This window comes from Candidatus Polarisedimenticolia bacterium, from assembly GCA_036004685.1.
Lineage (GTDB): Bacteria > Acidobacteriota > Polarisedimenticolia > Gp22-AA2 > AA152 > DASYRE01.
In genome coordinates this window covers 41626-66370 of sequence record DASYRE010000026.1, presented here as the reverse complement: position 1 = coordinate 66370, position 24745 = coordinate 41626, and the positions used below count along the sequence as shown (strand labels likewise).

Here is a 24745-nt window from a genome sequence, read left to right as displayed (position 1 = left end):
GAAGCGTCATATCGGCACTGGCTCTTGCGGCGCTCTTGACCGCGCCGGCGGGCGCCGACGTCAGGGACGTTCGTCTCGGAGTGAAAGGCGCCACGTGAGCGACGTGAGGGTTCAGCCTCATCAAAGGGCTCAAACGCCAGGCTGGCGTTGACGACGCGAAACTGTTCCTCGATCCCCCGTACCTCAGGGTCATCCTCAAGCCAGGTGCCTGGGTCGATCCTGCCAAGCTGATGCGGGCGGTGCACGACGCCGGGTTCACGCCGGTGCCCGCGGATGTCCGCCTGACCGTGACCGGCAAGCTCGAAAAGCGCAACGGCCACGTTGTCCTGGTGCTCGACCGGATGAAGGAACCGAGGGCGCTGACGTGCTCCGTGGCCGGACCCGCCGACGAGCTGGAACGCGCGCTCGCGCAACGTCCCGGCCAAGCGGTGGAGATCCATGGCCACTGGCAGGTCGAAGGTCATGGGGGGATTCTGGTGGAGGCCATCGAGGACGCGCCGGAAGTCCCCTGAATCCCAGGCTGGCGCTCTCTCCCGGGGCTGTGGTAACCTGACGCCGTTTCGAGCGATGGCGGGCCCTCCGTGGCGAGGTGGCGTGATGGCGAGCGTGAACAAGGTGATCCTGATCGGCAATCTGGGAAGGGACCCGGAGGTCAAATACACTCAGACCGGCACGGCGGTCGCCAATTTGAGCGTGGCGACCAACGAAGTGTGGACCGACAAGGCGGGTCAGAAGCAGGAGCGCACCGAATGGCACCGGGTCGTCGTCTGGGGAAAGCAGGCCCAGGTTCTCGGCGAGCATCTTTCGAAAGGGAAACAGATCTACGTCGAAGGCTCGCTGCAGACCCGCTCGTGGGATGATCGCGACGGGAACAAGCGCTACACGACCGAGGTGCGGGCCGTCCGCGTCCTGATGATGGGCCGGGCGGAAGGCGGCGCGCGCGGCGAGACCGAGGCGCCCGGGCCGGAGACCGCCGCCGACCTCGGCGCGCCCGAGATGAACGACGACGAAGTCCCCTTCTAGGAAAGGCTCTTCAGCCGTCCCTGGGCTTCCTGGGAATAGTCCGAGTCGGGAAAGTCGCGCGTGAGCCGCTCGTAGACCTTCTTCGCCTCGTCCTTCTTGCCCATCCTTTCCAGGCAAAGCCCCATTTCCCAGAGCGCTTCCTGCGGCGGATAGACTCCCTTGGCGTCCTGGGCGAGCTGCTCGTACAGGTCGACCGCCTTCTGCGGCTCGCCGGCGTCGTCGAGCGCCCGCGCCAGCGCCGCCCGCGCCATCGGGGCGGCGAAGCTGTCGGGGGAGGCCGCCAGGAATTCCTCCAGGGTCTTCACCGCCTCCTGGGGCTTCCGGAGGCCGGTGAGCGCCAGCCCCTTGTAATAGAGCGCCAGCCGCCCCGACTGGGAGCGCGGGTAGGTCTGGATGAGGGCGTCCATCTGATCGATCACCGAGCGGTATTTCTCGTCGGTCGATCCGTAGACCAGGCCTCCGGCGGGCGCGGCCGGATCGCCGGCGCCGCGCACCGTGGCGTGCAGCATCTCCACCCCGCGCGCCAGCAGCGCCGAGGCCTTGACCTCCCGCTCGCCGAGATACTGGAAGAAGAACACCGAGCCGAGCGCCGCCGCGACCAGGACTCCGCCCACGATGAGCGCCTCCCGGGCGTGATCCTCCATCCATAGGGTGAAGCGCCCGATCGCGGTGATGAACTCGTCCCGCTTCATCTCCTTCCGGGTGATCCGTCGCGCGGCCATGGCGATGTCGTCTCCTTCGAGGACTGGTGGGCCTGGAGAGAGTTGAACTCCCGACGCGGGGATTAGGAATCCCCTGCTCTATCCATCTGAGCTACAGGCCCGAATGACCTAATAGCGGACCAGGACGTGGACGCGGCGGCCCGGGAGCTTGGCGCGGCCGTCCAGGAACTTCAGCTCGACGACGAACGCGGCGCCCACCACTTCCGCCCCGACTTTCTCGGCCAGGCGCGCGGCGCCGCTCGCGGTCCCCCCCGTGGCCAGCAGATCGTCCACGATCAGCACCCTCTCGCCGGGCGCGAACGCGTCGCGGTGGATCTCCAGCGAATCGGTGCCGTACTCCAGCGCGTAGGTCTCACGAATCGTCTCGCGCGGCAGCTTGCCGCGCTTGCGCGCCGGAACGAATCCCGCGCCCAGCTGGATCGCCAGCGGCGGGCCGAAGATGAAGCCGCGCGACTCGATGCCGAGGACTTTGGCGATCCGATCGTTCCGGAAAGGAGCCGCCAGCTCCTCGATGGTGTCGCGGAAGAGCGCCGGGTCGGAGAGCACCGGCGTGATGTCGCGGAAGAGAATTCCCGGCTTGGGAAAGTCGGGAACGCTCCGGATCGATTGCTTGAGCCGCTCCTCCATGGTCGTCCCCTTCTCCACGGCGCTCACCGAATCACGAAGTCATCGCCGGGAACGTTCCGATCGTCGTCCTGGACGTCGATCGCGTCGACGCGCGATCCCGGAGGCCCGCGGCGCAACGCCGCCTCCAGGGCCGCGAGCCCCTTGGCTTCGCCGCGCGCCACGGCCTCCACGGAACCGTCGGGAAGGTTCCGCACGTACCCGGCGAGACTCAGCCCTCGCGCCGACCTCAGGGCAAAATAACGGAAGCCCACACCCTGGACGATTCCCTGGATCAGGAAGCGTTTAACGGCCATCGGCGGGAAGGAAAACAATGGTCGGGGCGAGTGGATTCGAACCACCGACCCCTTGCTCCCGAAGCAAGTGCGCTACCAGGCTGCGCTACGCCCCGAATGGAAATCCTCAAAGAAGGGAAACCTTAGCACCATCGGTCGAACGCCGTCAAGAACGGCGGCGCGGCGCCGTCCCCGGGGCCCGGGAGGTCTTGACGGGGGCGCGCCGGAACCGCTACGCTTTCGCTCTCACGGTTCGCTTTTTCCCGCGGTGAACGGCGACGAACCCGGAAACGGGATGGGAAACCCCTCGATGAAGAGCATCTGCCCCCTCGATTGCCCCGATGCCTGCGCGCTGGAGGTCAAGGTCGAGGGCGGGCGCGTGGTCGAGATCGATGCCGGAGCGACCCATCCTCTGACCCGGTCGTTCATCTGCGGCAAGGTGCGCGGCTTCGCCGATCATCTTTATGGGCCGGAGCGGATCCTCCACCCGGCCTTTCGGGAAGGTCCCAAAGGCGAGGCGCGGTTCCGGAGGGTTTCCTGGGACGAGGCGCTGGCGCGGATCGCCGGCCGGATGAGCGAGGCCCGGAAGAAATGCGGCGAGTCGATTCTCCCCCTCTCCTACGGCGGCTCGAACGGGCTCCTGTCGCAGGACACCACCGACGCGCGGCTCTTCTTCCGACTGGGGGCGTCGCACCTGGCGCGCACCGTCTGCGCCGCCCCGTCGCGCGCCGCGGCAGAGGGGCTCTACGGCCGGATGGCAGGCGTGGCGCTGCACGACTACGTCCACGCGCGGCTGATCGTGATTTGGGGGGCGAACCCCTCGGCGTCGGGAATTCATCTCGTCCCGTTCGTCCACGAGGCGCGCCGGCGGGGCGCCAAGCTGATCGTCGTCGATCCCCGCAGGATTCCCCTCGCCGCGGGGGCCGACCGGCATCTCGCGCTGCGGCCTGGGACCGATCTCGCCGTCGCCCTCGCCCTGATCCGCTGGCTGTTCGAGAACGATCGCGCCGATCAGGCTTTTCTCGCGGCGCATGCCACCGGCGTCGAGGAGCTGCGCCGGCGCGCCGCGCCCTGGACGATCGCCAAGGCGGCCGGGGTGGCGGGGATCGGACCGGAGGACCTCGAGGCGGTGGCGCGCCTCTACGCCGAGTCGAGCCCCGCGGTGATTCGTTGCGGCTGGGGCCCGGAGCGCAGCCGCAACGGCGGCTCGGCGATCGCCGCCATCCTGGCTCTGCCCGCGGTGGCGGGAAAATTCGCTGTGCGGGGCGGCGGCTACACCCTGAGCAACTCCGGGATCTGGAAGCTCGATTCCCTTGCGGCGGCCGCTGCCACGCCGCCGGCCACCCGGACGATCAATATGAACCGGGTCGGCGAGGTCCTGCTGGGCGCCGACCCGAGTGTCGATCTCCTGTTCGTCTACAACGCGAACCCTCTCGCCACCCTCCCCTGCCAGGAGAAAGTCCGCGCCGGGCTGCGCCGCGAAGATCTCTTCACCGTCGTGTTCGATCAGGTGATGACCGACACGGCGCGCTACGCCGATGTGATCCTGCCGGCCACCACGTTCCTGGAGCGCCGGGAGCTGAGCCGCGGTTATGGGGCGATGGTCCTCCAGGAAGCCGGAGCGGTGATCTCGCCGGTGGGAGAGTCGCGCTCGAACCACGAGGTGTTCGCCGAGCTCTGCCGCCTGACGGGCGTGAGCCGCCCCGGGGATCCGGAGACGGACGAGGCGATCAGCCGCGCCATCCTCGCGGCGCATCCTCAGGGAGATCGCTTCCGCCGCGAGCTGGATCGGGAGGGCGTGGCGCAGCCCGAGGCGGGGCCGGAGCCGATCCAGTTCAAGGATTCCTTCCCGCTCACCGCGGACCGCAAGGCGCATCTCTTCCCGGCGGAGCTGGACCGCGAGGCGCCCGGCGGGCTTTACGCCTACCGGGAGGATCCGGCCACCCGGGATTACCCGCTCGCCCTGATCTCCCCCGCCACGTCGCGGACGATCAGCTCGACCCTCGGGCAGCTGCACCGGCACCCCGTGCCGCTCGAGATCAGCCCGGCCGACGCCCGGTTCCGCGGGATTTCCGACGGCGGCAGGGTGCGGGTGTTCAACGCCCTGGGAGAAGTTCGCTGCCACGCCCGCATCAACGCCGGCCTTCGCGAGGGGGTCGTCTTTCTTCCCAAGGGGCTCTGGAGCCGCCACACCCTCAACGGCGCGACCGCCAACGCCCTGGCCCCCGACACCCTGACCGATCTGGGAGGCGGAGCCTGCTTCAACGACGCCCGGGTGCAGGTCGAGCTGGACGGCGGCCCCGGCCCGCGCGCGCCTGCAGTATAATGACGCGCCTCTGAGCCCCATCGAATTCAGGCCATCATCGCGTCACGGCGCTTCGGAGAGCTGTCTCGTCATGCCCGTCCCGACTCCGTTCCACCCGCGCACTGCTCCCTTGTGCGTGAGTCACCGCTGGAAGGACTGGGCCGGCTATTGCGCCGTCTGCTCCTACGACACGAACCACGATCGCGAGTACTTCGCCTTCCGGCACGCCGCCGGGATGCTCGACGTGTCGCCGCTGTTCAAGTACGTCGTCACGGGCGAGGACGCCGCCGACTTCCTGGCCCACGTGGCGTCGCGCGATCTCCGCAAGATCAAAGTGGGACAAGTCTCCTACTTCTGCCTGTGCGATGGCCAGGGGAAGGTGATCGACGACGGCACCGCGGCGCGCCTGGCGGACCGGACGTACCGCGTCACCTCCGCCAGCCCGAGCCTGCGCTGGCTGCAGGAGCACTCGCGCGGCTTCCGGGTGGCGATCGAGGATCATTCCGAGACGACCGCGGCGCTCGCCGTCCAGGGGCCCACCTCGCGCGACGTCCTCAAGGCGGCCTGCGGCGGCGACGGCGTCGGAGCGCTGCGCTTTTTCCGCGTCGCGGCCGCCCGCATCGGCGCGATTCCGGTCGAGATTTCCCGGACCGGCTACACCGGCGATCTGGGATACGAGGTCTGGATGAGAGCCGAAGACGCCGTGGCGGTGTGGGACTCCCTGCTCGAAGCCGGGGCTCCCTACGGCCTGGTGCCGGCGGCGCTCGACGCCCTCGACGTGACGCGCGTCGAGGCGGGATTCATTCTCCAGGGGGTCGATTATCACAGCGCCACGCGCTGCCCGATTGAGTCGCGGAAGTCCTCGGCCTTCGAAGTGGGGCTCGGATGGACGGTGGACCTGGACCGCGAGCCGTTCGTGGGACAGCAGGCGCTGAAGGCCGAGAAGGAGCGCGGCTCGAAGTGGGCGATGGTCGGGCTGGAGATCTCGTGGGAGGAGCTGGAGCGGCTCTACGAGGAGCATGCGCTGCCTCCGCACCTTCCCGCCACCGCCTGGAGGACCGCTGTCCCGGTCTACGACGGCCGGCGCCAGATCGGGCGCGCCACGAGCGGCACCTGGTCGCCGATGCTCAAGAAGAACCTGGCGCTCGCCACGGTCGAGGCGCGCTACGCCGAGCCCGGCACGCGCTTCCAGATCGAGCACACCGCCGAATACGAGCGGCGCACCGTGACCGCGACGGTCGTGAAGCGCCCGTTCTTCGACCCCGAAAGGAAGCGGGCCTGATGGCGAAGGTCTACGACGCGATCGTGGTGGGAGGCGGCCACAACGGGCTCGTCTGCGCCGCCTATCTGGCGCGCGCCGGGAGGAAGGTCCTGGTCGTCGAGCGGCGCCACGTCCTCGGCGGCGCGGCGGTGAGCGAGGAGATCCACCCGGGATTCCGCTTCTCGGTCTTCTCTTACGTCGTGAGCCTGCTGCGCCCCGAGATCATCCGCGACCTCGATCTGCCGCGCTTCGGATTGCAGATCATCCCGCTGGAGTGCGCCTTCACTCCCCTCCCCGACGGGAACTCCCTGTGCCGCTGGTCCGATCCCGAGCAGACGCGCCGCGAGATCGAGCGCTTCAGCCGGCGGGACGCCGAGATCTATCCCTCCTACGGGCAGGCGATGATGCAGATGGGGCGCTTCGTGAAGCCGATCCTGGCGATGACGCCGCCCGATCCGACCTCGAAGAACCCGCGCGAGCTGTGGGAGCTGCTGAAGCTCGGAAGGCGCTTCGGCGCCCTGAGCGAGGAGGAGCGGGTCCGCAAGATCAAGATGTTCACGATGAGCGCCGTCGACTTCCTGGATCAATGGTTCGAATCCGACGTCCTGAAGGCGACCATGTCGGTGAGCGGCATCATCGGCACGTTCCTGGGGGTCCGCTCCCCGGGGACGGCCTACGTCCTGCTGCATCATTACATGGGGGAGATCGACGGCGCCTTCCGATCGTGGGGGTTCTGCAAGGGGGGCACCGGCGCGCTGAGCGCCGCCATCGGCGACGCCGCGCGGCACCTCGGCGCCGAGATCCGGACGGAGGCGCCGGTGGAGCGGGTCCTCATGAACGGCGGCTCTGCCGCCGGCGTCGTCCTCGAGGGGGGCGAGGAGATCCGCTCGAAGATCGTCATCTCCAGCATGGATCCGCGCCGCACCTTCCTGAAGCTGGTGGGCGCCGAGGGGCTCGACCCGCAGTTCGTGGAGTCGATTCGCCGCTACAAGCTGCGCGGCAGCTCCGGGAAAGTGAATCTGGCGCTCGATCGCCTTCCCGAGTTCGTGTCGCGCCCCGGGATCGGGCCGCACCTGCGGGGCGACATCGCCATCTCGCCCAGCATCGAGTACCTGGAGCGCGCCTACGACGAGGCGAAATATGGCGAGTACTCGAAGCGCCCCTACCTCAACGTAGTGATCCCGTCGCTCGTCGATCCCTCGGTCGCCCCTCCCGGCAAGCACGTCATGTCGATCTTCGTCCAGTACGCCCCGTATCACCTCAAGGAGGGGGCCGCCGCCTGGCCCGGCAAGCGCGAGGCCTGGGGCGACACGGTCATCGACACGCTCGCCGAATACTGCCCGGGCCTGAAGGAGGCGATCCTTCACCGGCAGGTCCTGACTCCCTGGGACATCGAGCAGCAGACCGGGCTGAGCGAAGGGAACATCTTCCAGGGAGAGCTGAGTCTCGAGCAGCTCTTCTTCCTGCGCCCCGCACCGAAATGGGCGCGTTACCGGACGCCGGTGCCGAAGCTCTGGATGTGCGGCTCCGCGGTGCATCCGGGCGGCGGGATCATGGGGGCGCCGGGCGCCAACGCGGCGCGCGACATCCTCAGCTCGCGGTCCGTCTGAAGGAAAGCCAAGCCATGGGCTACGACTTCATCGTCATCGGCGGGGGCCACAACGGACTGGTGGCGGCGGCGCTGCTCGCCAAGAACGGGCGCAAGCTCCTGGTCGTCGAGCGCCGCGACGTCCTCGGCGGCCTCGGCGCCCTGGAGGAATTCCGGCCCGGCTTCCGCACCCCCGGCCTGCTCCACGACACCGCCTCCTTCCGTCCCCAGGTGGCCGAGCTGCTGCAGCTCGAGCGCCACGGCCTCGTCTGGCGCGACGACGAGGTGCCGGTCTACTTTCCGCAGGCCGCCGGGCGGGGCCTGCTCCTCTACCGCGATCCGGCGCGGGCCGAGCCGGAGATCGCGGCGTTCTCGCGGCGGGACGCCGACCGGTACCGGGCCTGGCGCGGTTTCCTCGGGCGCATCCGGAACTTCCTGGCCCGCCTGCAGGACGAGCCCGCTCCCAAGCTCGGAGCGCAGGGGCTGGGAGATCTCTGGGACCTGGCGCGCCGCGGGCTGGCGCTGCGCCGCCTCTCGGAAGACGAGATGCTCGACGTCCTGCGCGTCCTGCCGATGTGCGTGGGCGACTACGTGGGCGAGTGGTTCGAGACCAAGCTCCTGAGGGCGGGCCTCGCCGGAGAGTCGGTCGCCGGCACCTGGCTGGGTCCCTGGTCGGCCGGCAGCGCCGCCAATCTGCTCCTGCACGAAGCGCTCACGGGACGCGAGATCCGCGGCGGGGCGGCGGTCCTGACCCGCGCTCTGGAGGAGTCGTGCCGCGCCCACGGGGCGGAGATCCGGACCTCCTCCCCGGTCCGCCGGATTCTGGTGGAAGGGGGAAAAGTCCGCGGCGTCGAGCTGGAGGGCGGAGAGCGGATCGACGCGCTGGGCGTCCTCTCCTCGTGCGATCCCAAGAGGACCTTCTTCGAGATGATCGCGCCGCGCGACCTTCCGGCGGAGATCGAGGAAGCGATCCGCCACTGGCGCTGCCGCGGAACGACCGCCAAGGTGAACCTCGCCCTGAGCGGTCCTCTCGATTTCGCCGGCCGGCCGGGCGGAGTGTTCGAGGCGATCCGGACCGGGGAGGAGCTGGACGATCTGGAGCGCGCCTTCGATCCGGTGAAGTACGGGGAATATCCGGCGCGGCCCATCCTCGACGTCCGCGTCCCGTCGCTCTCCGAGCCGTCGCTCGCCCCCTCCGGGAACCACGTCGTCTCGATCTTGGCGCACTTCGTGCCGTACCACGTTCGAGGGGGATGGACCGAAGATCGGAAGAAAGCGCTCGCCGACCACGTCGTGCAAACCCTGGCGGTCTACGCCCCGACGCTTCCGGAGCGCATCCTCAGTGGCGAAGTCCTCTCCCCGGCCGATCTCGAGTCCCGCTACGGCCTGACGGAGGGACACATCCACCACGGCGAGCATGGCCTCGACCAGATGTTCTCCCTGCGGCCCGCCGCCTCCTGCTCGCGTCACCTGACCCCGTTGCCGGGCCTCATCCTGTGCGGCAGCGGCACCCATCCCGGCGGCGGGATCACCGGCGGTCCGGGCTCGCTCGCCGCCGCGGCCATCCTCGCAAGCCACCGCTGAGGCCGTCGATCCATCCCGGCTCGCCGCATTGCGCCTCGCTTGCGGACCGCCCTGAGTACGCGGCGCTTCGGCGCGTCTTGCCATCCGGGCGCCTCGACGGCCTCGATGCCAACGTCCTTTGGGAGACGCGACACTGCTGCCTGCGCCTCGCCGGCGTAGGGTCCTGGGTATGCGTTCGGGCGCCTTGCCATCCGGGCGTCTCGCCGATCTCGATGTCAAATTGATTTGTGTCCCGACATTGGGCCGACGAAGGTTCGGAGAAGCGGTCTAACTCGACGCCGCTCTCTTGGAATCGGAGACGAGCTCGGGGGAGAGCTCAGCGGGCGGGCTTGGCGGGCCTCAATTCCTCGGGAGTCCGGACGACGCCGCCCCGGACCACGTAGCGCAGCCGCCGAAAGGCCATAACATCCTGCGTCGGGTCGGCGTCCAGGACGAGCAGGTCGGCGCTCTTTCCCTTCTCGAGCGTTCCGATCTCCGCCGACCGTCCCATCGCCCGCGCCCCGCCTCGGGTGGAGGCGACGATCACGTCCATCGGCGCCAGGCCGGCCGCCTGCATCGCTTCCATCTCGGCGTATACCGAAGGGCCGTGGAGCGTCAGGGGGTTGCCGGCGTCGGTCCCCATGGCGATGGCGATCCCCGCGTCGTGCACCTTGAGGAGGTTGCGCGGCGCCTGCTCGGCGAAGGTCTGGAACCGGGCCCGCCGGCGTTCCGCGACGGCCGGATCGGGTGCCGGGGCTTTCAGATCGGCCGTCTTGGCGAGACGCGCCACGATCCCGGGATCGACGCAGCCGTTCGGATCGTCGACGTCGGGCCGCCGGTGCGCCGCGGCCGCCTCCTGCAGCCGCCGGTAACCGTCGACCACCACCAGCGTCGGGCAGTAGACCACCTTATTCTTGCGGGCCAGCGCCAGGAATTCCTCGTCGACCGGGAGGTCGCCGACGCTGTGGACGAGAAGGCTGGCCCCGGCGCGCAGCGCCGCTTTCGCCTCGCGCAGCCCCGTGGCGTGGACGATGAGAGGAACCCGCAGCCGGCGCGCCTCCTCCCCGGCGGCCTGCACCACCTTCTCCATCTCCTCGAACTTCCGGCTCTCGACCGGAATGAACCAGACCTTGACGGCGTCGGTGTCGCGCGCTTTGAGGTAGCGGACGTCTTGCCGCGCGTCTTCCTCCCCGCCCAGGTAGAGGAACTGCCGCTCTCCCGGGAGGTTCAGCCAGAAGTCCCAGGTGGAGAGCAGCGGCCCGGCAGCCGCGACGCGTGGCGCCAGTGGATCGGCCGCGGCCCGGCCGCGCAGATCCCAGCTCCAGGGATAGCCGCCGACGTCGAAGACCGCGGTGACGCCCGAGCACAGGAACGCCCGGAAGAAGCGCTCCGGATGGGCCTCTAGCCCGGCCTCGACCTCCTCGTACGGATAATCCTTGCGGACGTCGATCGCGTCGGGGCGCCCGTCGACCCAGCCGGTCTGGGCGAAGTGGACGTGAGCGTCGATCAGGCCGGGCGTGATCCACTTGCCCGAAACGTCGAGCGTCTCGAGGCCGTCCGGAACGAGGCATCGGGCCCTGCTCCCGGCGCAATCGATCTTGCCGCCGCGCAGGATCACGGTCGCATCGGCCACCGGGCTCCCGCCCGTGCCATCGACCAAGGTCGCGCCGACGAGGGCCCGCGGCGGGGGCGGCGTGCCGGCGGCCGCGGGGAACGCCGTCGTCACGGCGATCTTCCATCCCTTCTCCGTTTCCACGAACAGGCGCTCCGAGAGGCCCGACTCCTCGCGCGCGCCGTAACGGACCCGGTAGCGGTAGGTGCCGTAGACCAGGCCCGGGCGGATCGGCACGAGCTGCAGATCGAGTCCCTCGAAACGATCGGGCCATCCTTTCCCCGCCTCGCGCGCCAGCTCTGCGAACCCGAGCTGGATCCCGTCGGGCCCCGTCCGGGCCAGCGTCTTGCCGTTGAGATAGCAGGCGAGATAGGCGCTCCGATCCCGGTGCCGGATCGCGTCGAGGTTCTTCTGGAACAATCGGCGGGCCGAGGCGAGATCGACGGAGAGTTCGGCCGCGACGGCGGCCGGCGGCAGCGCGGCGACGGCAACCAGGCAGCCGAGGGCCGCGATCAGCCGCGCCCGGCGCCCGCGAGGCGTCATCGCCGTCTCAGGAGGGGCGGCCGGCGCCGCGGAGGTCGCGCGCGAGAAGCCGGTGGAAGTGGAGCATCGGGGCCTCGAACGCGGGGGCGTAGATGCCGCGATCGTAAGCCGACGAGCCGAGCCCTCGCTGGACCGACTCGCTGATCCCCACGTCCTCTTCCTGGACGACGTGGCTGGCGGCGACGCTCTTGGCGATGAAGTCCTGCGCTTCCGCGCCTTCCGTCTCGTCGAAGAAGAAATCGAAGACGACGCGACAGCGGTCGTGGGAGAGCGGCAGGACGTAGTTGGTGTCCATGATGGAGCCGTAGCGGTTGATCATGAAGTTGGGATGGATCCAGGCGTACAGCGCCCCTTGGCCGATCCTCTCGGGGAAGTCGCCCTCGGGCCCCGCCGCCGCCTCCGCCGGCGCCGCGCAGGACTGGATCGACAGGCGCGGGAAGATCTCCGTCCGGTAGCTCTTGAGGTCGAGCTGCCCGGCGAGGCCCCGGTGGAGGTGCGCCACGTGATAGCCGCCGTCGAGGTAGTTGTCGACGTAGACCTTCCAGTTGCACTGCAAGTCGTACGACTTGCGCTGCGCGAAGCGCAGCTCCCGAAAGGCCGAGGCTTCGAGGCGCCGCTCCAGCTCGGCGAGCTCCTGGCGCAGGGAGGCGGGCTTCTGCCCGAGGTGCACGAAGACCAGCGGCCCCCAGCTCTCCACGGCGATCGGCACGAGCCCGAAGCCGTCCCGATCGAAGACTTCGCTCCGTCCCAGCTTCGGGGCGCGCAGGAGCCGCCCGTCCAGCCCGTACGTCCAGCCGTGATATGGGCAGGTCAGCTCCGTCAGGCAGCCTTCCTCCCCCGGGCACACCTGGGCGGCATGGTGGCGGCAGACGTTGAGGAACGCCCGAAGCGCCCCGTCGGAGCCGCGGACCACCACGAACGGCTCTCCGAGCAGCTCGCCGGTGAAGTAGCTGCCGGCGCGCGGCAGCTGGTCGATGCGTCCGACCGCCTGCCAGGAGCGTCGGAACACCGTGGTCCGCTCGAGCTCCAGGAAGCGGGGATCGGTGTACCAGGAGGCGGGAGGCGTGCGCGCGGCTTCCAGCGACGCCTCGGGGTCGAAACGCTGCATCTCCTGCGCCAGAAAATCGCTCTCCATGCCGACCTCAGGAAGGGTGATCGGGAAGGTTCGCCCAGCGCGAGCGGCCGACCAGCTTGACGAAGGTGCAGGGGCCGCGGTCCTCGGCCAGGAACTCGTCCCCCTGGCGCACGACCCGGAAGAGATTCTGCTTTGACCCGGAGCCCACCGGAATCACCATGCGCCCTCCCGGGGCCAGGTGCTCCAGCAGCGGGCGCGGGATCTCCGGGGCGGCCGCGGCCACCAGGATAACGTCGAAGGACTGCCCCTCGCCGAGGCCAAGCGAGCCGTCGCACACTTTGACGCGCACGTTTCCCAGCTTCAACGCCATCAGCAGAGCCTCGGCGCGCCGGGCGAGCGCCGGGATGCGCTCCACCGTGAGGACCTCCGAAGCCAGGCGCGCCAGGATCGCCGCCTGGTAGCCCGAGCCGGTCCCCACTTCGAGGACCCGGTCTTCCGAGCGGATCTGCAGCATCTCCGTCATCCGGGCGGCGATCTCGGGCTGCGAGATCGTCTGCTGGTGCCCGATCGGCAGGGCGTGGGTGCCGTAGGCCTTCTCCTGGAGCGCCTCCTCGACGAAGAGGTGCCGCGGCACGTCGAGGAAGGCCTGGAGGATCCGCGGGTCTACGATCCCCGCCTTTTCGAGGCGGGCCACCATCTTCTGGCGCCTGAGCCTGAAGTCCACGAAGTCACCTCTCCGAGAACGCCTCCAGGTGCCAACCTTCCAGCTCTTTCAGCAGCGGGTAGTGCGTGAGATCGAGATGCAGGGCGGTAAGCGAGATGTAACCGTCCTTGATGGCGGCGAAATCGCTGTGGGGGTCGTCGTCCCATTGGGGCGGGATGCCGCCCAGCCAGTAGTAGCGGCGTCCCGCCGGATCGGTCCGCTCCACCACCCCCTGATGGTAGGTCCGCTTCCCCTGTCGCGTCGGGCGCACCCCCCGAGGCGGGGCCGCCGGCACGTTCACATTCAAGAGCGTCCCCGGCGGAATGGGGTGATCCAGCACGCGGCGCGCCAGCGTCGCGGCGAAGCGGGCCGCGGCGGCGAAATCGACCGGTTTCTCCCTGGAAGTCTGCTGCGACACGGCGAAGGAAGGAATGCCCAAGAGCGTCCCCTCGAACGCCGCCGCGACCGTCCCCGAATAGGTGATGTCGTCGCCGAGGTTCATCCCCCGGTTGATTCCCGAGACCACCAGAGCGGGGCGCTCGGGGAGGAGGTTCAGGATTCCCAGGTTGACGCAGTCGGTGGGCGTCCCGTCGACGCTGTAGACGTCCGGCGCGTGGTGCTTCACGCGCAGGGGGCGGTGCAGCGTCAAGGCGTGGCTGGAGGCGCTCTGCTCCCGATCCGGCGCGATGACGGCGACCCGGCCGACCGAGGCGAGCTCGCGGGACAGCGCCTGCAGCCCTTCGGCGCCGATGCCATCGTCGTTGGTGACCAGGATGAAGGGCGGATGAGGAGCCATCGTTGAAGCGGGAGTATAGCATAGGCCCCATCGTCGCCGGCCCCGGAACGCCGAGGTATAATCGCGTCGCTTGCGAGGAGTTCGCAGGCAATCACCGGAGGGTGACCCAGAGATGAACACGTTGGCACAGCAGCTGCGCCTGGCGAATGTAGACGATGTTGACGAGGAAGAAGATATCGACGACGAAGAGGAAGAGGAAGAGGACGACGAGGAGGACGAAGAGGAAGACGACGACGAGGACGACGGAGGCGGCGAAGAAGAGGATGAGGAGAAGGGAGGGTGGAGCGTCGGGGGGCGTTACCGCTCCCGGTGACGGGCGGGAACCCCTTTTCGATCCCGCGACTTTCGGAGTCCTTGGGATGCATACATCAGACCGGAGGCGATCCACGAATCTGGCGCTATCCGGCCCCAGGCGCGGCCCGTGCCGATCTGGAAAACCCAGGAGGGGTGGAAGGAGCTGAGGGATGAGCGGCAAGACCTGGACGAAGATCGAGATGAAGCGGGCGAAGCGCTCCCTGAGGCTGATGTCCAACATCAAGCAGGAAATGGAATTGCTGAAATCGGAGCTGCTCGGGATGGAGTTCGGGGACGAAGAGGTCATCCGGCTCAGCTTGCGGCTCCTCGAGGGGCAGGAGAAGCTGGTGGCCAAGGTGCAAGCCATGGTCGACCGGCAGGAGGTCCTGCAGGGCAATCAAGGATTGGGCAAGGAGCCGCTGCGGGTGATCACCGACATCGGACGGGCGGGAGGCCGCGCAAGCGAGGGAGGACGAAACGAACCCAGCACGATCTCGAGCGGCTGGCACAATGATTGGTCGGGGCGACTGGATTTGAACCAGCGACCACTTGCACCCCAAGCAAGTGCGCTACCAGGCTGCGCTACGCCCCGAGCCTCTTGGGATGCGGCATTCTAGCGGCGCGGTCGGAAGAGTGTCAAGGCGGCCGGGCGCGCGGGACGATCAGCTCTTCTTCTTCAGGCGCCGATCGGTGTCGTCCATGATCGAGAGGATCTCGCCGAGGGAGGAGCGGAAGTCCTCCTGCAGCTCCAGCAGCGCCATGGTGTCCGGGGCCGGCTCCTCGGTGGGCTCGGGGAGAGGAGCCGCGCCGTCGCCCATCCCCAGCTTTTTGCGCGCGCCGGCAATCGTGAACCCCTCGTCATAGAGCAGCTTCTTGATCTCCAGGACCATCTCGATGTCCCGGGGACGGTAGACGCGCTGGCCCGTCCGGGTCTTCTTCGGCGCAAGCTGCGGAAACTCCGACTCCCAAAACCTCAGGACGTAGGGCTGCGTATCGGTCAGCGAGCAGACCTCGCCGATCTTGTAGAAGAGCTTCTTCGGAACCTCAGTGGCCATCGATCACTCCTCGAACTCGCCCCGGCCGGCCGTCGCGGTTGAGCTGGAGCAGCACCTGCCGCGAGGGGCGGAACACGGGACGGACCCTTCCGGGGATGATCACGCTCTCCCCCGTGCGCGGATTCCTTCCGGGACGGGGCTTCCGGTGGACGACGGTGAAGGAACCGAAGCCCGAGATCTTCACCGCCCGGCCCGTCGAGAGCCCCTGGCGAATCCGCTCCAGCACCGTCTCGACCAGAGCCGTCGCTTCCCGCCGAGACAGCGCCCCGTGTCGTTGGTAGATGGCGTGGGCCAGATCGGCTTTCGTCATGCGGCTCCAAGGCGGGAACGGCGCCGTCGGATGATAGGCAAAGCGCTCGCCGCCTGTCAATCCTGTTTCCGCCCCGCCAGGCGTCCGTAACGATCTTCCAGCCGCACGACGTCGTCCAGCTCCGGGGTGCTCACCTCGAAGACCTCGCTGTCCTCCAGGGCCTGCAGTCGGTGGCGGAGGCCCGGGGGGATCCGCAGCGCTTCCCCGGGAGCGAGGATCCTCTCCGCGAGCTTGCCGTCCTCCTCGATCCAGAGCCGCACCCTGCCTTTATAAAGGTAGAGCGTCTCGTCCTTGCGCTCGTGGTACTGCAGGCTCAGGATCTCGTCCCGCCGGACGACGAGGATCTTCCCGGCGTAGCGGTCGGTCTCGGCGAAGATGATCTCCTCCCCCCAGGGCTTCGGGACGCGCCTCATCGAACGACTCCTCCTTTCAACGGGAAGGGACGAGGCACGTCATGCCGTGGGGCAGACGGTCTCCGAGCTGCTTCTGAATCAGGTCCTCGATTTCCCGGGCGCCGGGAAGATCCAGCGCCTGGCGGGCCATGCGCCGCACCTCGTCCAGCGACACGGCGCGCAGCAGGTGCTTCACCGCCGGGATCGCCGAGGGGCGCATGCTGATCTCGTTGATCCCCATCCCCAGCAGGAGCGCCGCGCACAGCGGGTTCGACGCCACCTCGCCGCACAGGCTCACCCCCCGGCCGGCGCTCTGCGCCACGTCGACGACGCCCTTGATGAGCCGCAGCATGGCGGGGTGGAGAGGCCGGTACAGATAGGCGACCGAGAAATTGCCGCGATCGATCGCCAGGGTGTACTGGATCAGGTCGTTGGTACCGATGCTGAAGAAATCGACTTCGCGCGCCAGCAGGTCGGCGATCATGGCCGCCGCCGGGGTCTCGATCATCGTCCCCAGGGGGAAGCGGTCCGGCACCGGGACCCCTTCCGCGATCAGCTCTTGGCGCGCGCTCTCCAGCATCTCCTTCGCCTGGCGCAGCTCGTCGAGGTCGCAGATCATCGGGAACATCAGGGCGAGGCCTCCGCCGGTGGCGGCCCGCAGGAAGCCGCGGAGCTGGGCCCGGAAGATGTCCTTGCGCTTGAGGCAGAAGCGGATCGCCCGGAGCCCCATGACCGGGTTCACCTCCTCGCGCTCGAGCGTGCGGTGGAAATATTTCTCGCCGCCGATGTCGAGCGTGCGGATGACGACCGGATGAGGCGCCATCCGATCGGCCAGCATGCGGTAGGCGCTCCGGTGGTCCTCCTCGGTGGGCAGATCGGGAGCGTGGCGCAGGAACAGGAACTCCGACCGGTAGAGCCCGATCCCCTCGGCGCCGAGGCGGATCGCCGAGTCGACTTCCTCGGGAATCTCCAGGTTCGCCTGCAGGCGGATTCCCGCGCCGTCGGTCGTGACGGTGGGGAGGTCCCGCTCCGTGAGCAGGCGCGCGTCGGCTTCCTTGGCGCGGCGCGCGGCCTCCCGGTATTCCTCGAGGAGCTGCGCGTCGGGATGAAGGCGGACGGTGCCGGTGGCGCCGTCCAGGATGATCGGATCCCCCGACTTGAGGAGCGCGGCGATCCCCTTGACCCCGACCACCGCGGGAACCCCCAGCGCGTTGGCGATGATGGCGGTGTGGGACGTCTGGCCTCCCTGCTCGATCGCCAGGCCCATGACGTGATCGCGATCCAGCAGGACGAGATCGGAGGGCGACAGGACGCTGGAGACGACGATGACGTCCTCGCGCAGCTCCGAGAGATCGTGCTGCTGGCGGCCGGCGAGCGCCTGCTGAATCCGGGCGTGCACGTCCTCGACGTCGCTCCCCCGCTCCCGGAGGTAAGGATCCTCCAGCCCCGCGATCACCTTGAGGTAGCGCGCCACGATTCCCCGCACCGCCCACTCGGCGTTCACCTGATCGCGGCGGATGATCTCCATCGTCTCGCGGATGAGGGAAGGATCCTCGAGGATCAGCATCTGCGCGTCGAAGACGCGGGCGTAGCCTTCGCCCGCCTCGCGCAGGGCGCGCTCCCGCGCCATCAGGATCTGCCGCTTGCAGCGGGCCAGGGCGCGCCTCAGGCGGGTGATCTCGCGGGCCACCCGGTCGGGGGCGACGGGGACGCGGAAGACGGAGGTGCTGGGGTTCTCCAGGAGCAGCACCGTCCCGACGGCGATGCCGGGCGAGACGCCGATGCCTCGCAGCGTCCGCGGATCGTGATCGGGCATCTAGCCGGCCTCCCCGAATCGGGACAGGAAAAGCGCCTCCACCGCCGCCAGGGCCTCGTCCTCGTCTTCGCCGTGCGCCGCGAGGAGGAGCCGGTCGCCGAGCGCCCCGGAGAGCATCAGGACGCCGAGGATCGACTTGGCGTCGACGGTCCGTCCCTCTTTGGTCAGCGTGATCCGGGCGCGAAAACGCGAAGCCACCTGGACGAGCCGGGCCGCGGCGCGCGCGTGCAGCCCCAGCGCGTTGATCAGCGTCACCTCGCGCTCGATCACGCCGCCGGCGAGGCGCCGCCCGGCGGCTTCTTGAGGTAATGGGTCGCGAGCTGGATGGCCGCCTGACCGAGGTCCCTCAGACGGTCGGCGGCCTCGGCGAGCGTGCCGCTCCCCTGCTGGATGTTCGGCACCTTGACCATCATCGGCAGGTTCACGCCGGTGACGATCTCCACGTCCTCCGCCTTCAAAAACGGCAGGGTCACGTTCGTGGGCGTCCCGCCGAACATGTCGGTGAGGATCAGCACGCCGCGCCCTTGGCCGGCGCGCTTGAGCGCTTCCTGGATCTTGAGGCGCGAATCGGCCATGTCGTCGTCCCATCCGACGCTGACCGCCTCGACGTCCAGTTTCGCTCCGAGGATCTTCTCGACGACCTTGACCAGGGTTCCGGGGAGGTCGCCATGCGCCACCACCAGGACGCCGAAGCGCGCGGCGTTCTTCCCGCCATCTTCCGGCTGCGAGGTCATTCCTTCTCCAGATCCCGATGCTTCGTTTTGATCGAATACCCCTGCGCGATCAGGCGATCGCTGAGCTCCTGGGTCATGGCGACTGACCGGTGCCGGCCGCCGGTGCACCCCACCGAGATGGTGAGGTAGGTCTTCCCTTCCTGATGGTAGCGCGGAATCAGGAACAGGAGCATCTCGTCGAGCTTGTTCAGGAACGCCACGTACTCCTCCTGGGCGTGCAGGAAATCCTGCACCGGCTGGTCCAGCCCGGTGAGGTTCTTCAGCCCGTCCACGAAGAACGGATTCTGGATGAAGCGCGTGTCGAACAGGAGGTCCGATTCCCCGGGGATGCCGTACTTGTAGCCGAAGCTCACCAGCGTGATCACCATCGGCTCGCCGGGCCGCCTCTCCTGGAAGTTATTGTGGAGGTACTTGCGGAGATCGTGGGCGTTGTAGCGGCTGGTGTCGACCAGGATGTCGGCCAGCGCGCGCAGCCCCGAGAGGACTTCGCGCTCGCGGTGGATCCCGGTCTCCAGCGGCTCGTTCACCGCGAGCGGGTGCGGCCGCCGGCTCTCGGAGAACCGGCGGATCAGGACGTCGTCGGAAGCTTCGAGGAAGAGCAGCGTGACGGGGTGCTCCTCCTTCCGGAGGCGCTGCAGCACCTCGGGGAAATGCTGGAGAAAAGCTCCTTCGCGGGCGTCCACGACGAGCGCCGCTCGCTGGATCGTGTCGGTCTTCACGCAGAGCTCGGCGAAGACGGGGATCAGCTGGGGCGGGAGATTGTCGACGCAGAAGTACCCCATGTCCTCGAAGCAGCGCGTCGCCGCGCTCTTTCCGGACCCCGACATCCCGCTGATGATGACGATTTCGTGGAGGCGTCCGGCGCCGCCGCCGGCGCTCTCGGCGGTCAAGGGCGCCTCCTCTGGATTGCCTCCCCGAGACGGCGCGCCAGCTCCTTGGCCGGATGGTAGCCGCGGCGCTTGAGGAGCTGGTTGCGGGCCGCCACCTCGAGAAGGACGGAGAGGTTCTTCCCCGGCGTGACCGGCATCTCGATGTACGGCAGGGACAGGCCCAGGATCGAGAAGACCTGCTCGTCCAGGCCGAGCCGCTCGTAGCTCTTGCCCGTCTCGCGCAGCTCCAGCCGCACGATCAGCTCGATGTCCTTCTTCTCGCGCACGGCGGCGACGCCGAAGAGATCCTTGATGTTGATGATGCCGAGTCCGCGCAGCTCCATGTGGAAGCGGGTCATCGCCGGGCCCGTCCCGGTCAGGACGTTGCCTTTCCGGACGATCTCGACCACGTCGTCGGTGACCAGCCGGTGGCCGCGCACCACCAGGTCGAGGGCCGACTCGCTCTTGCCGACGCCGCTGTCGCCCAGCAGAAGGACTCCCAGGCCGTAGATGTCCATCAGGACGCCGTGCAGGACCTGGCACGGCGCCAGGCGCTCCTCCAGGAAGTGCCCCAGGGCCTCGACCACGGGGGCGGTCGGCAGCTCGGTGCGTAAGAGCGGAATCGCCCGCTCCTCGGAGAGCTTGAGGAAGAGCGGCGAGAAAGCGAGGCCGCGGGTCAGGATGAAGCAGGTCAGGTCGGCGTCGAAAAGGCGCCGGACGAGGGCGGCGCGCTCGGTCTCGCCGAGCTGCTCCATGAAATCGATCTCCGACGATCCCAGGACCTGCACCCGCCCCCGCTGGAGCTTGTGCAAAGGGCCGGTCAGCGCCAGGCCCGCCTTCTGGATCCGCGGATGAGTCAGCGAGCGCTCGAGTCCGGCGCCGCCCGCGGCGAGGACGAGACGGATTTCCGAAAGCTCCTCCGAGAGGAGCTCGCGGACGGGAATCGCCAGGCGCGGCAGGTCCTGCATCAAGTCCTCTATCTGGCGCGGAAACGGAGGTCAACTCGAATGATTTTTGTCACTTACAGCGCCATTCTAGGTAGCGCTTCCGGCATTGTCAAGAATCGGCGGCGGACGCCGTGCCGGCCGCGACGGGCGCCGGAAAAGGCTTGACATGCCCGGCCACGCACTGTAGATTTTTCGCCTGAACACGTTGAAAATCCGTGGGATAGAAGTCGAAGGCGCGGGGCGCGCGGTTTTCCACACCGGAAGGAGAGGGAATGTCTGGGAAGAAAGTGGTTCACGTCGTCGGGACCGGCACCGTCGGCGAACCGCTCATCGGACTGCTCGCGAGCATGAAGGAGCCGCTCGGCATCGACGAGGTGACGTTCCACAAGCGGACCCCGCTGCTGTCGGATCGCTCCAAAGTCACCAACTTGATGAAGCGCGGCGCGCGCCTGGCGGTGGACGAAGCGGCCCTCAAGGGTTTCCGGGACATCGGAATCCAGCCCGCCTACGAGCATCATGAGGCGCTGCGGCAGGCCTCCGTGGTCGTCGACTGCACCCCCTCTTCCGTGGGACTCCAGAACAAGGCGCAGTTCTACGAGAAATACCGGGACCACACCCTCGGCTTCATCGCCCAGGGAAGCGAGTTCGGGTTCGGGAAGATGTACGCGCGCGGCATCAACGAGAGCGCGCTGGAGAAAGGGAAGGACCAGTTCATCCAGGTGGTCTCCTGCAACACCCACAACCTCTCCGTCCTGGTCGACGTGATCGCCCTGCAGGACGGCGGCCCGGAGAATCTCGTGGAGGGGCGGTTCGTCTGCATCCGCCGCGCCAACGACATCAGCCAGGACGGGTCGTTCGTCCCCTCCCCCCAGGTGGGGAGCCACAAGGACGCGCAGTTCGGCACCCACCACGCGCGCGACGCCTACCACCTGTTCGCCACGCTGGGGCACCGCTTCAATCTCTACTCTTCGGCGATGAAGGTCAACAGCCAGTACATGCACACCATCTGGTTCAACATCCGGGTGCGCAAGCCGACCAGTGTCGAGACGATCAAGGCGCGCTTCGCGGCCGACGAGCGCGTCGCCCTGACGCACAAGAACACCGCCAACGTCGTCTTCTCCTTCGGCCGGGATTACGGCCACTTCGGCCGCATCCTGAATCAGACGGTCGTGGTCCTCTCCACGCTCGCCGTGCACCACGGCACGGAAGTCGTCGGCTTCTGCTTCACCCCCCAGGACGGCAACTCCACCCTGAGCAGCGTGGCGGTCGCCTCGTGGTTCCTCTATCCGGAGAGCTTCGAGCAGAACATCCGCTGCCTCGATCAGTTCATCTTCGACGAGGTGTGAGCGGGCGGCTGCGTCAGGTGAGACCCACCCACGGGCGGGGAACGGCGATCTCCTTGAAGAGCGCGATGGCGTAGCGGTCGGTCATGCCGGCGATGAAGTCGAGCGCCAGCCGGTTCCGGCGGGAAGCGCTGCGCGGCGCCTCACCCAGCGTCTTTCCGGGGTGGCGGAGGACGTGCTCGCGAATCCGCGACAGGACCTCCTCGGCCTTCCGGAACTCGCGGACCGACGCCTCGTTCCGGTAGACCCGCTCGAACAGAAATCCGCGCAGATCGTTCAATCCCTGCAGGACCTCCCCGCTCATCCGGATCCGATCGAGATCCGACTGCATCGTGCTCCTGACGACGTCCTTGACGAGCGTCGCGATCCGCTCGGAGGAGGTCGGGCCCAGGACTTTCTGGATGGCTCGCGGCACGTCGTCCGGGCGGAGCAATCCCGCCCGGAAGGCGTCGTCCAGATCGGCGTTCGAATAAGCGAAGATGTCGGCCACGCGCACCGCCTGGCCCTCGAGCGTGGCGGCGCGGCGCCGGGCGTCCTCCGGAAGAATCTGTCCCTCCCCTTTCGAATGCTTGACGATGCCGTCGCGCACCTCGTGCGTCAGGTTGAGCCCTTTGCCGTCGTTCTCCAGGCGGTCCACGACGCGCAGGCTCTGCTTGTAATGGGAAAAGCCGCCCGGCACCATTCGATCCAGGACCGCCTCGCCGGCGTGCCCGAACGGGGGATGGCCGAGATCGTGGGCCATCGCGATCGCCTCCGTCAGGCTCTCGTTCAGGCAGAGGGCTTTGGCGATGGTCCGGGCGATCTGGGCGACTTCCAGGGTGTGCGTTAGGCGCGTCCGATAGTGATCCCCTTCGGGGGCGAGGAAGACCTGGGTCTTGTGCATCAGGCGGCGGAAAGCCTTGCAGTGGATGATGCGATCCCGGTCCCGCTGGAAGCAGGGCCGGATCTCGTCGGGAGGCTCGGGACGGGGGCGGCCCCGCGAGCGGGAGGACAGACAGGCGCGGGGATGCAGCGTCTTGGCTTCGATCTCTTCGAGCTTCTCGCGGATCTGGAGGGGTTTCCCCTGGCTTGGCAACCTGCCCCCTCGCTACTGGCCCTTCATCCGCCGGACCTCTTCGGTGAGCTTCGGAAGGATCTCGTAGAGATCACCCACGATTCCGTAGTCGGCCAGCTTGAAGATGGGAGCTTCCGCGTCCTTGTTGATGGCGACGATGACCTTGGAGGTCGACATTCCGGCCAGGTGCTGGATCGCTCCGGAGATGCCGCAGGCGATGTAGAGCATCGGCGAGACCACTTTGCCCGTCTGTCCCACCTGGTACTGGTGCCCCACCCAGCCGGCGTCGACCGCCGCCCGGGAGGCGCCCATCGCCCCTCCGAGGGCCTCGGCCAGGGAGCGGATCAGCGCGAAATTCTCCGGGCCCTTCATGGCCCGTCCCCCCGAGACGACGATCGCCGCTTCGGCCACGTCGATCTCCGCCGCCTCGCTCGCCTTGATCCCCGTCGTGCGGGCCCGGATCCGGGACTCCGGGAGGTCGAGAGAGAGCTTCTCGATCGACGGCGTGCGGGGCGCCGCCGCGAGGGGAAACGCGTTCGGCCGAAGCGTGGCGAGGCTCGGGGAGCCCGCCAGGCGCACAGTGGCGACCGCCTTCCCGGAATAGACCGGCCGCTTGACCCGCAGCTCGCCGGCGGTGACTTCGGCGTGCGTGCAGTCGGAAGCGAGGCCCGCCTCGAGACGGGCGGCGGCCCGGGCCGCGAGGTCCCGGCCCATCGCCGTCGCTGAGAGGAAGGCGTATTCCGAAGCGGTGGTCCGCACCGCTTCCGCGAGGACGGCGGTGAAGGCCTCGGCCTGGTAATGCGCCAGCAAGGGGTGCTCGGCGATCAGGACGGAGTCGGGGCCGTGCGCGGCGAGCTCGGAGGCGAGCGCCTCGACCTGCGAGCCGATCAGCAGCGCCCGCAGCTTCGCGCCGAGCGCGTCCGCGACGCGCCGCCCCTCGCTCAGGGCCTGCAGGCTCGGCCGCTTCACCTGGCCGGCGCGCGATTCGACGAATACCAGAACGTCCTTCGGCACGGGCTCCTCGTTCGGGATTAGAGGACTTTCGCCTCTTCGCGCAGCAGCCGCACCAGCTCACGCGCCGCCGCGGCCGGCTCCATGTCCTTGAGAATCTTGCCGGCGCCGCGGGACGGCGGAACCTCCAGCTTCTCCCAGATCTCGCGGGCGCCCGCGGCCCCGACCGACGAGGCCTCCAGGCCCAGATCGGCGAGCGTCACCGTGAGGATCTCCTTCTTCTTCGCGGCCAGGATGCCTTTCAACGAGGCATAGCGCGGCTCGTTGAGCCCCTTCTGGGCGGTGATCACGGCCGGCAGGGGGCTCTCGACGATCTCGAGCGCGCCCTCGATCTCACGCTCCGCCGTGAGGCGTCCCGCCTCCACGGCCAGGGAAACCACGACCGAGACGTGGGGCAGATCGAGCAGCTCGGCGACCCTCGGTCCCACCTGACCCTGATCGGTCCCCACCGCCTGCTTGCCGAAGAGGATCAGGTCGAAAGACGTCTTCTTCAGGGCCGCCGCGAGGATCCGCGAGATTCCCAGGGCATCGGAACCCTCGAAGGCGGGATCCTTCAAGTGGACGCCACGGTCGGCGCCCATGGCGAGGACGGTCCTCAAGGCCGTGGCGGCCCGCTCGTCGCCCACCGTGAAAGCCACGACCTCGCCCCCCTGCTTCTCCTTGAGGCGCAGCGCCTCCTCCACGGCGTATTCGTCGTAAGGGCTGACGACGAAATTGACACCGGCCTCCTCGATCGACCGGCCGTCGGCGCGGATGCGGATCTTCGTCTCGGTGTCGGGAACCTGCTTGACGCAGACGGCGATCTTCATGGTCGCGGGTCCTCGCGGGAA

General features: G+C 68.4%; 26 protein-coding genes and 3 tRNA genes. 8 read left to right on the top strand and 21 right to left on the bottom strand.

The window, feature by feature from the left end:
• The first annotated feature begins 239 nt into the window (after positions 1-239).
• On the top strand, positions 240-512 hold the full coding sequence (locus tag VGR67_06355) for a hypothetical protein (protein HEV8336015.1): 273 nt from the start codon (positions 240-242) through the stop codon (positions 510-512).
• A gap of 85 nt (positions 513-597) precedes the next feature.
• Positions 598-1023: a single-stranded DNA-binding protein gene (locus VGR67_06350; GenBank protein HEV8336014.1), complete on the top strand. Its 426-nt coding sequence runs from the start codon at positions 598-600 to the stop codon at positions 1021-1023.
• Here the strand turns inward: VGR67_06350 and VGR67_06345 are convergent.
• The 5 genes from VGR67_06345 to VGR67_06325 all read right to left on the bottom strand — a co-directional run bounded on the left by VGR67_06345 (position 1020) and on the right by VGR67_06325 (position 2760).
• Positions 1020-1745 (bottom strand): tetratricopeptide repeat protein, encoded by a 726-nt coding sequence (locus VGR67_06345; GenBank protein ID HEV8336013.1) that lies wholly within the window; start codon positions 1743-1745, stop codon positions 1020-1022. The two genes, VGR67_06350 and VGR67_06345, sit on opposite strands and share 4 nt — an antisense overlap.
• A gap of 24 nt (positions 1746-1769) precedes the next feature.
• Positions 1770-1846, bottom strand: a tRNA-Arg gene (locus tag VGR67_06340).
• 7 nt (positions 1847-1853) lie between these two features.
• Positions 1854-2372, bottom strand: coding sequence for an adenine phosphoribosyltransferase (locus VGR67_06335; protein HEV8336012.1), 519 nt, complete (start codon positions 2370-2372; stop codon positions 1854-1856).
• Between the two features lie 23 nt (positions 2373-2395).
• A complete protein-coding gene (locus VGR67_06330; protein ID HEV8336011.1) occupies positions 2396-2710 on the bottom strand; it encodes an acylphosphatase in 315 nt (104 codons plus the stop codon).
• Positions 2684-2760 (bottom strand) — tRNA-Pro (locus VGR67_06325). Before VGR67_06325 ends, VGR67_06330 begins: the two co-directional genes overlap by 27 nt.
• 194 nt (positions 2761-2954) lie before the next feature.
• On the opposite strand from VGR67_06325, the gene VGR67_06320 reads away from it, so the two are divergent.
• The 4 genes from VGR67_06320 to VGR67_06305 all read left to right on the top strand — a co-directional run bounded on the left by VGR67_06320 (position 2955) and on the right by VGR67_06305 (position 9382).
• Complete coding sequence (locus VGR67_06320; GenBank protein HEV8336010.1) at positions 2955-4970, top strand: molybdopterin-dependent oxidoreductase; 2016 nt, start codon at positions 2955-2957, stop codon at positions 4968-4970.
• Between the two features lie 70 nt (positions 4971-5040).
• Positions 5041-6231, top strand: coding sequence for an aminomethyltransferase family protein (locus tag VGR67_06315; protein ID HEV8336009.1), 1191 nt, complete (start codon positions 5041-5043; stop codon positions 6229-6231).
• Positions 6231-7820, top strand: a complete 1590-nt coding sequence (locus VGR67_06310) for an NAD(P)/FAD-dependent oxidoreductase (protein HEV8336008.1) — start codon at positions 6231-6233, stop codon at positions 7818-7820. Before VGR67_06315 ends, VGR67_06310 begins: the two co-directional genes overlap by 1 nt.
• Before the next feature lie 14 nt (positions 7821-7834).
• Positions 7835-9382 carry an NAD(P)/FAD-dependent oxidoreductase gene (locus tag VGR67_06305; GenBank protein HEV8336007.1) on the top strand — a complete coding sequence of 516 codons (1548 nt, stop codon included), beginning with the start codon at positions 7835-7837 and terminating at the stop codon, positions 9380-9382.
• A gap of 316 nt (positions 9383-9698) precedes the next feature.
• Here VGR67_06305 and VGR67_06300 read toward each other — a convergent pair whose 3' ends face one another.
• From VGR67_06300 to surE, 4 genes are read right to left on the bottom strand one after another with little or no spacing between them, the layout of a single operon-like run.
• Positions 9699-11516 carry an amidohydrolase family protein gene (locus tag VGR67_06300; protein HEV8336006.1) on the bottom strand — a complete coding sequence of 606 codons (1818 nt, stop codon included), beginning with the start codon at positions 11514-11516 and terminating at the stop codon, positions 9699-9701.
• Between the two features lie 7 nt (positions 11517-11523).
• Positions 11524-12651 (bottom strand): aromatic ring-hydroxylating dioxygenase subunit alpha, encoded by a 1128-nt coding sequence (locus VGR67_06295; protein HEV8336005.1) that lies wholly within the window; start codon positions 12649-12651, stop codon positions 11524-11526.
• A gap of 7 nt (positions 12652-12658) precedes the next feature.
• Positions 12659-13315, bottom strand: a complete 657-nt coding sequence (locus VGR67_06290) for a protein-L-isoaspartate(D-aspartate) O-methyltransferase (protein HEV8336004.1) — start codon at positions 13313-13315, stop codon at positions 12659-12661.
• Positions 13316-13319: 4 nt separating this feature from the next.
• The gene (gene surE / locus VGR67_06285) at positions 13320-14090 is read right to left on the bottom strand and encodes a 5'/3'-nucleotidase SurE (GenBank protein ID HEV8336003.1); all 771 of its coding nucleotides are present in this window, start codon (positions 14088-14090) and stop codon (positions 13320-13322) included.
• A 121-nt stretch (positions 14091-14211) separates the two neighbouring features.
• Here surE and VGR67_06280 point away from each other — a divergent pair, with 121 nt between their 5' ends.
• Positions 14212-14403 (top strand): hypothetical protein, encoded by a 192-nt coding sequence (locus tag VGR67_06280; protein HEV8336002.1) that lies wholly within the window; start codon positions 14212-14214, stop codon positions 14401-14403.
• Positions 14404-14899: 496 nt separating this feature from the next.
• Here VGR67_06280 and VGR67_06275 read toward each other — a convergent pair.
• From VGR67_06275 to hprK, 9 genes are all read right to left on the bottom strand, one after another.
• Positions 14900-14976 (bottom strand) — tRNA-Pro (locus VGR67_06275).
• Positions 14977-15046: 70 nt separating this feature from the next.
• Positions 15047-15439 (bottom strand): MerR family transcriptional regulator, encoded by a 393-nt coding sequence (locus tag VGR67_06270; GenBank protein ID HEV8336001.1) that lies wholly within the window; start codon positions 15437-15439, stop codon positions 15047-15049.
• Positions 15429-15749, bottom strand: coding sequence for an integration host factor subunit alpha (locus VGR67_06265; GenBank protein ID HEV8336000.1), 321 nt, complete (start codon positions 15747-15749; stop codon positions 15429-15431). Before VGR67_06265 ends, VGR67_06270 begins: the two co-directional genes overlap by 11 nt.
• 56 nt (positions 15750-15805) lie before the next feature.
• Entirely contained in the window at positions 15806-16162 is a 357-nt protein-coding gene (locus VGR67_06260; GenBank protein ID HEV8335999.1) for a cupin domain-containing protein, read from the bottom strand.
• Positions 16163-16178: 16 nt separating this feature from the next.
• Positions 16179-17957 (bottom strand): phosphoenolpyruvate--protein phosphotransferase, encoded by a 1779-nt coding sequence (gene ptsP / locus VGR67_06255; protein ID HEV8335998.1) that lies wholly within the window; start codon positions 17955-17957, stop codon positions 16179-16181.
• Positions 17958-18227 carry an HPr family phosphocarrier protein gene (locus VGR67_06250; protein HEV8335997.1) on the bottom strand — a complete coding sequence of 90 codons (270 nt, stop codon included), beginning with the start codon at positions 18225-18227 and terminating at the stop codon, positions 17958-17960. It lies immediately after the preceding gene.
• Positions 18224-18691 carry a PTS sugar transporter subunit IIA gene (locus tag VGR67_06245; GenBank protein ID HEV8335996.1) on the bottom strand — a complete coding sequence of 156 codons (468 nt, stop codon included), beginning with the start codon at positions 18689-18691 and terminating at the stop codon, positions 18224-18226. The genes VGR67_06250 and VGR67_06245 overlap by 4 nt, the downstream gene beginning before the upstream one ends.
• Positions 18688-19581, bottom strand: a complete 894-nt coding sequence (gene rapZ / locus VGR67_06240; GenBank protein ID HEV8335995.1) for an RNase adapter RapZ — start codon at positions 19579-19581, stop codon at positions 18688-18690. Before rapZ ends, VGR67_06245 begins: the two co-directional genes overlap by 4 nt.
• Positions 19578-20528, bottom strand: a complete 951-nt coding sequence (hprK, locus tag VGR67_06235) for an HPr(Ser) kinase/phosphatase (GenBank protein HEV8335994.1) — start codon at positions 20526-20528, stop codon at positions 19578-19580. Before hprK ends, rapZ begins: the two co-directional genes overlap by 4 nt.
• A gap of 251 nt (positions 20529-20779) precedes the next feature.
• On the opposite strand from hprK, the gene VGR67_06230 reads away from it, so the two are divergent.
• The gene (locus VGR67_06230; GenBank protein ID HEV8335993.1) at positions 20780-21853 is read left to right on the top strand and encodes a hypothetical protein; all 1074 of its coding nucleotides are present in this window, start codon (positions 20780-20782) and stop codon (positions 21851-21853) included.
• A 13-nt stretch (positions 21854-21866) separates the two neighbouring features.
• Here VGR67_06230 and VGR67_06225 read toward each other — a convergent pair whose 3' ends face one another.
• The 3 genes from VGR67_06225 to VGR67_06215 are packed head-to-tail and all read right to left on the bottom strand — an operon-like array spanning position 21867 to position 24724.
• Entirely contained in the window at positions 21867-22925 is a 1059-nt protein-coding gene (locus VGR67_06225) for a deoxyguanosinetriphosphate triphosphohydrolase (protein ID HEV8335992.1), read from the bottom strand.
• A gap of 12 nt (positions 22926-22937) precedes the next feature.
• Positions 22938-23918 (bottom strand): electron transfer flavoprotein subunit alpha/FixB family protein, encoded by a 981-nt coding sequence (locus VGR67_06220; protein ID HEV8335991.1) that lies wholly within the window; start codon positions 23916-23918, stop codon positions 22938-22940.
• A gap of 17 nt (positions 23919-23935) precedes the next feature.
• Positions 23936-24724, bottom strand: coding sequence for an electron transfer flavoprotein subunit beta/FixA family protein (locus VGR67_06215; protein ID HEV8335990.1), 789 nt, complete (start codon positions 24722-24724; stop codon positions 23936-23938).
• Between the last annotated feature and the right edge of the window lie 21 nt (positions 24725-24745).

Bases quoted from the DNA above. Each gene is read 5' to 3' on its own strand.
- VGR67_06350 (HEV8336014.1), top strand. From the start codon at position 598: ATGGCGAGCGTGAACAAGGTGATCCTGATCGGCAATCTGGGAAGGGAC.
- VGR67_06345 (HEV8336013.1), bottom strand. From the start codon at position 1,745: ATGGCCGCGCGACGGATCACCCGGAAGGAGATGAAGCGGGACGAGTTC.
- VGR67_06335 (HEV8336012.1), bottom strand. From the start codon at position 2,372: ATGGAGGAGCGGCTCAAGCAATCGATCCGGAGCGTTCCCGACTTTCCC.
- VGR67_06320 (HEV8336010.1), top strand. From the start codon at position 2,955: ATGAAGAGCATCTGCCCCCTCGATTGCCCCGATGCCTGCGCGCTGGAG.
- VGR67_06315 (HEV8336009.1), top strand. From the start codon at position 5,041: ATGCCCGTCCCGACTCCGTTCCACCCGCGCACTGCTCCCTTGTGCGTG.
- VGR67_06310 (HEV8336008.1), top strand. From the start codon at position 6,231: ATGGCGAAGGTCTACGACGCGATCGTGGTGGGAGGCGGCCACAACGGG.
- VGR67_06305 (HEV8336007.1), top strand. From the start codon at position 7,835: ATGGGCTACGACTTCATCGTCATCGGCGGGGGCCACAACGGACTGGTG.
- VGR67_06300 (HEV8336006.1), bottom strand. From the start codon at position 11,516: ATGACGCCTCGCGGGCGCCGGGCGCGGCTGATCGCGGCCCTCGGCTGC.
- VGR67_06295 (HEV8336005.1), bottom strand. From the start codon at position 12,651: ATGGAGAGCGATTTTCTGGCGCAGGAGATGCAGCGTTTCGACCCCGAG.
- surE (HEV8336003.1), bottom strand. From the start codon at position 14,090: ATGGCTCCTCATCCGCCCTTCATCCTGGTCACCAACGACGATGGCATC.
- VGR67_06270 (HEV8336001.1), bottom strand. From the start codon at position 15,439: ATGGCCACTGAGGTTCCGAAGAAGCTCTTCTACAAGATCGGCGAGGTC.
- VGR67_06265 (HEV8336000.1), bottom strand. From the start codon at position 15,749: ATGACGAAAGCCGATCTGGCCCACGCCATCTACCAACGACACGGGGCG.
- VGR67_06260 (HEV8335999.1), bottom strand. From the start codon at position 16,162: ATGAGGCGCGTCCCGAAGCCCTGGGGGGAGGAGATCATCTTCGCCGAG.
- ptsP (HEV8335998.1), bottom strand. From the start codon at position 17,957: ATGCCCGATCACGATCCGCGGACGCTGCGAGGCATCGGCGTCTCGCCC.
- VGR67_06245 (HEV8335996.1), bottom strand. From the start codon at position 18,691: ATGACCTCGCAGCCGGAAGATGGCGGGAAGAACGCCGCGCGCTTCGGC.
- hprK (HEV8335994.1), bottom strand. From the start codon at position 20,528: ATGCAGGACCTGCCGCGCCTGGCGATTCCCGTCCGCGAGCTCCTCTCG.
- VGR67_06230 (HEV8335993.1), top strand. From the start codon at position 20,780: ATGTCTGGGAAGAAAGTGGTTCACGTCGTCGGGACCGGCACCGTCGGC.
- VGR67_06215 (HEV8335990.1), bottom strand. From the start codon at position 24,724: ATGAAGATCGCCGTCTGCGTCAAGCAGGTTCCCGACACCGAGACGAAG.